Origin of the sequence: uncultured Campylobacter sp. (assembly GCF_937949835.1) — a bacterium.
Lineage (GTDB): Bacteria > Campylobacterota > Campylobacteria > Campylobacterales > Campylobacteraceae > Campylobacter_B.
In genome coordinates this window covers 1-1,272 of the sequence record NZ_CALEDC010000461.1, presented here as the reverse complement: position 1 = coordinate 1,272, position 1,272 = coordinate 1, and the positions used below count along the sequence as shown (strand labels likewise).

Sequence of the window (1,272 nt, the reverse complement as noted above, 5' to 3'; positions counted from 1 at the left end):
GGGCTTGCGTGCGCCATGCCACGCCCACGCCAAACCTCGCCATGCCGCGCAGAATTTTGCGGAATTTTAGAGCTTGGCTGCGTGGATTTAAATTTATGCGGCGATGAAATTTTATAAAATTTTATGAGATTTCATCGCAGTAGGCGTGTCGTTTTGTCTAAGCCATAGAATTTCAAATTTAAAATTTTATTCGGCTCGGTCGCAGATAAAATTTTATAAAATTCTATTTCGCGACGATCTGTTTTGCCGCACCGAAATTTCGTAGCGGCGTAGATTGGGCGCTAAAATTCCACTCTCGCGGCGTAAATCCAGCTCCTTAAAATTTCACGCGCCGTGAAATTTAAGCCAAAAAAGCTATAATTGCGCTCGGGTGTGGCGTGCGGTCGCTCCGCAAGGAGAGGAAAGTCCGAGCTGCGATAAGACAAGGTTGCGTCTAACGGACGCCGGGGGCAACCCTAGGGAAAGTACAACAGAAAGCAAACCGCCGCGCAAGCGGTAAGGGTGAAAGGGCGGGGTAAGAGCCCACCGCGCGCGTGGAGACACGGGCGGCAATGCAAACCCAACCTGCAGCAAGAACGGGTGGTTTCGTCTTATATTCGAACCGTTCGCTCGAACCGATTTGCAAAAATCGGTCTAGATAAATGACCGCTGTAACGGAACTCGGCTTATAACCACACCTCTTTTACGCCGAATTTATTTACTTGGAATAAGGAAAAAATTTTGAAAAGCTTAATTTTATGCGGTACGCTTTGCGCTGTCGTTTTAGGGCTCGGAGGCTGCGCGGGCTCCGATAAATCTATAATCTTGCAAGGCGACGCCCACGATCGCGCTTGTGCAGAGGTTTATGAGCATTATAAAGAGCTCGAAGCGGAGCTTTTAGCGGTCGAGGATCGATACGCAAACCCAAGCGTTGCGAACGATTATATACAGACTTATGACGAGTACGAGCGCACCATCGCCTACTACAATAAAAATTGTGCGACCGATAAATAGGCGGCGCAGACTGAGCGTGATTTGGTATAAGTATGGCGTGATGCAGCAGCGTAAAGCACTTAAAATTTTATAAAATTTCTAAAAAATATTGAAAATTTTACGCGAAGCAAAAAGCGTCTAAAATTTATTTCGTACGCTTGGTTCTAGCGATACGAAGTCGCGGTGTGAAGCATAGCGCGATGCCTATTTTTGCCCGCATTTAACCAGCACACCAAGTTGCGGTAATCGTATGGCGCGCCCATACTTCGCGCATTAACTAGGCGACACGCGATTTATTAA

Annotated in this window: 1 protein-coding gene and 1 other RNA gene; both read left to right on the top strand. The window is 47.1% G+C overall.

Annotation, left to right across the window (positions count from 1 at the left end):
* Positions 1–367: 367 nt before the first annotated feature.
* An RNA gene (rnpB, locus tag Q0256_RS10285) (RNase P RNA component class A) lies at positions 368–684 on the top strand.
* 36 nt (positions 685–720) lie between these two features.
* Positions 721–993: a hypothetical protein gene (locus Q0256_RS10280; RefSeq protein ID WP_297962751.1), complete on the top strand. Its 273-nt coding sequence runs from the start codon at positions 721–723 to the stop codon at positions 991–993.
* The last annotated feature ends 279 nt before the right edge of the window (positions 994–1,272 follow it).